This is a genomic window from uncultured Pseudacidovorax sp. (assembly GCF_913773995.1).
Classification (GTDB): Bacteria; Pseudomonadota; Gammaproteobacteria; order Burkholderiales; family Burkholderiaceae_C; genus Xenophilus.
In genome coordinates, this window is the sequence record NZ_CAJYES010000213.1 from 1 (window position 1) to 2618 (window position 2618).

General features: G+C 71.5%; 4 protein-coding genes and 1 pseudogene. 1 reads left to right on the plus strand and 4 read right to left on the minus strand.

Annotated features, from left to right (window positions below; translation table 11 throughout):
* Positions 1-72: 72 nt before the first annotated feature.
* Positions 73-978 (minus strand): DUF808 domain-containing protein, encoded by a 906-nt coding sequence (locus tag QZ772_RS19830; RefSeq protein ID WP_295529805.1) that lies wholly within the window; start codon positions 976-978, stop codon positions 73-75.
* A gap of 89 nt (positions 979-1067) precedes the next feature.
* Positions 1068-1595, minus strand: a complete 528-nt coding sequence (locus QZ772_RS19835; RefSeq protein WP_295529808.1) for a GNAT family N-acetyltransferase — start codon at positions 1593-1595, stop codon at positions 1068-1070.
* 90 nt (positions 1596-1685) lie between these two features.
* Here QZ772_RS19835 and QZ772_RS19840 point away from each other — a divergent pair, with 90 nt between their 5' ends.
* A complete protein-coding gene (locus tag QZ772_RS19840; protein WP_295529811.1) occupies positions 1686-1976 on the plus strand; it encodes a 2Fe-2S iron-sulfur cluster-binding protein in 291 nt (96 codons plus the stop codon).
* Between the two features lie 47 nt (positions 1977-2023).
* Here QZ772_RS19840 and QZ772_RS19845 read toward each other — a convergent pair whose 3' ends face one another.
* The gene (locus QZ772_RS19845; RefSeq protein WP_295529835.1) at positions 2024-2302 is read right to left on the minus strand and encodes a DUF3325 domain-containing protein; all 279 of its coding nucleotides are present in this window, start codon (positions 2300-2302) and stop codon (positions 2024-2026) included.
* A pseudogene (locus tag QZ772_RS19850) lies at positions 2302-2618 on the minus strand (PepSY domain-containing protein); the annotation flags it as partial. The pseudogene QZ772_RS19850 and the gene QZ772_RS19845, both read right to left, overlap by 1 nt.

Sequence of the window (2618 nt, forward strand, 5' to 3'; positions counted from 1 at the left end):
CGCTAATGGGCGTGGCGCTGTGGCGCCGGCGCCGGTGAGCGCCACTCCTGCCCATGCTGCCAACCGGCATCCTCATGCGCTCCGCTTGAGCCGTTTGGCGATCTCGACCACGGCGAGCACGACGGCACCGGCCACGATGCCGATGGCCGCATTGGCCACCAGCCCGAGCAGCGTGCCCGGGAACCCACCGAACTGGTGGGCCCAGCCCTCGACCGCATGGGCCACGGCCGGCACGCCATGCACCAGGATGCCGCCGCCGACCAGAAACATCGCGGCCGTCCCCAGCACCGACAGCGCCTTCATCAGCCAGGGCGCCATGCCCACCAGACCGCGGCCCACGGTACGCGCCAGCGCGCCGGAACGGCGGGTAAGCCACAGGCCCAGGTCGTCCAGCTTCACGATGCCGGCCACCAGGCCGTAGACACCCACGGTCATCAACACCGCGATGGCGGCCAGCACGGTCAGCTGCGTCAGAAAGGGCTGTCCTTCCACGGCGCCGAGGGTGATCACGATGATCTCGGCCGAGAGGATGAAGTCGGTGCGGATGGCACCCTTGATCTTGTCCCTCTCCAGTTGCGCCGGATCGGCGCCCCCCTCCACCATGGCCTGCACATGCTCGCGGCGCGCCTGCGCGTCCTCACCCTTGTGCAGGAACTTGTGGGCCAGCTTCTCGACGCCCTCGAAGCACAGGAAGGCCCCGCCCACCATCAGCAACGGGGTGATGAGCCAGGGCAACCACGACGCGATGGCCAGCGCCGCCGGCACCAGGATGGCCTTGTTGAGCAGCGACCCTTTGGCCACGCCCCACACCACCGGCAGCTCGCGGTTGGCCTTGACGCCCGTCACCTGCTGGGCATTGAGCGCCAGGTCGTCGCCCAGCACGCCGGCGGTCTTCTTGGCGGCCACCTTGGTGAGCACCGACACGTCGTCGAGCACGGTGGCGATATCGTCGAGCAGCAGGAGGAGACTGGAGGCCATGCGGGGAGTTCTCGGTCAGGGGCACAGCGCAAGCTCGCTGCGCGCGGGAGCGTAGGCGATGGGCCGCGTCTGCTGCGTCAGCGCAGGCGTCAACCCAGCGTGCGCTTCAGCCGCACTTCCTCGATGCGAACGGTGCTGTTCAGCGCCGTGGTCTTGGCGGTCTTCATGTCACGCTTGAAGCCGATCTGGTGCTCGAAGAAGTTGAGGGCGCGCTCGTTGCGCAGCGGCACCCAGGCGGTGACGGTGGTGCAGCCCTCGTCCTCCAGGCCCTCGGAGGCGGCGTCCCACAGTTGCAGGGCCACACCCTTGCCCCAGTGGTCGGGGTGCACATACAGCGCCCAGATCTCGCCGGTGGTCGGCGGCGTCTTGGGGTCGCGCGAGCGGTCGAAGCCGACGAAGCCGACCACCTGGTCGCCCTGCACGGCCACCAGCACCTGCGGCTCGGCGAATTCGATGGCCTGGCGCCACTTGGCTTCGCGGGTGCTGGGCGCGACCAGCGCTTCGAGCTGGTCGTCGGGCACCAGCCCCTGGTAGACGGCCCGGGCCGCAGCGGCGTGGATCTCGGCGATGGCGCGGGCGTCACGGGTTTCGGCGGGGCAGACTTCGTACGGAGACATTCAGAACTTCTAAAAAAACGGGCCGCCATTGTCGCCGCCCAGCTGTGGCGCCCCCCACCCCTACACTGCGCCCCTGCGTCGCTTGCTGCCATGTCCTACAGCATCCTCATCCAGCCCTCGGGCCTGCGCTTCACCGCCCAAGCCGGTCGAAGCCTGCTGCGCGCGGCCGAGGACGCTGGCGTGGTGCTGCCCAGTTCGTGCCGCAACGGCACCTGCCGCACCTGCCTGTGCCAGGTGAGCGAGGGCGTCGTGGCGCACACCATCGAATGGCCGGGCGTGACCCGCGAGGAGCGCGCCGAAGGCTGGATCCTGCCCTGCGTGGCCGAGGCCCGCAGCGACGTGGTGCTGGAGGCGCCGCTCGCCGCGTCCTTCGGCGACTGAGAAGCGTCGTTCCAGATCGAGGCTTCCGGCGCCGCAGGCCGGCCCCGTCAGCGGGCGTGGCGGCGCTCCCAGGCGACCAGCGCCAGCACGACCGCCCCGGCCGCGACGCTGAGATGACCGAACCACGCCACCGGACCGACCGCCCAGCCCCAGGCCTGCACGGCGGCGGCCAGGCCGACCAGCAGCGCGGCGCTGCCCCCCAGCCGCAGCAGCGCGGTGAGGCGCGCCGGCAGCGGCCGGCCGAAGAGGTCGTCCTGGTGCCGCTCCATCGCGGCCGCCAGCAGCGCGAAGCCGGCGAGCAGCAGTGCCGTGACGAGCGCGTGCATCAGCGGCCCCCTTCCGCAGCCAGCCCGTCGACTGGCGTCCGCGGGACGGCCGCCTTCGCCGATGCCCGCAGCCTGGGCAGACGGGCCTGGTGCCGCATCGTGCGCAGGGCCAGCACCGCGTGCAGCGCCGCGAGGGCCCACAGCGTGAGCTCCATGCCGGCGAACACGCCGTCGCCCGCCTGAAGGCTGGCCAGCAGGTGGCGGCCGGTGGTCAGCCAGCTCAGCACCGGCAGCAGCGCCAGCACGGCGGCGGCGGTCCACAGCAGTTCGATCCAGGCCCGGCGGGCCGGCCGCAGCAGCGCCCAGGCCAGGGTTG

Excerpts from the sequence above, each read along its gene's own strand:
- QZ772_RS19840 (WP_295529811.1), top strand. The coding sequence starts at position 1,686 with ATGTCCTACAGCATCCTCATCCAGCCCTCGGGCCTGCGCTTCACCGCC.
- QZ772_RS19835 (WP_295529808.1), bottom strand. The coding sequence starts at position 1,595 with ATGTCTCCGTACGAAGTCTGCCCCGCCGAAACCCGTGACGCCCGCGCC.
- QZ772_RS19845 (WP_295529835.1), bottom strand. The coding sequence starts at position 2,302 with ATGCACGCGCTCGTCACGGCACTGCTGCTCGCCGGCTTCGCGCTGCTG.
- QZ772_RS19830 (WP_295529805.1), bottom strand. The coding sequence starts at position 978 with ATGGCCTCCAGTCTCCTCCTGCTGCTCGACGATATCGCCACCGTGCTC.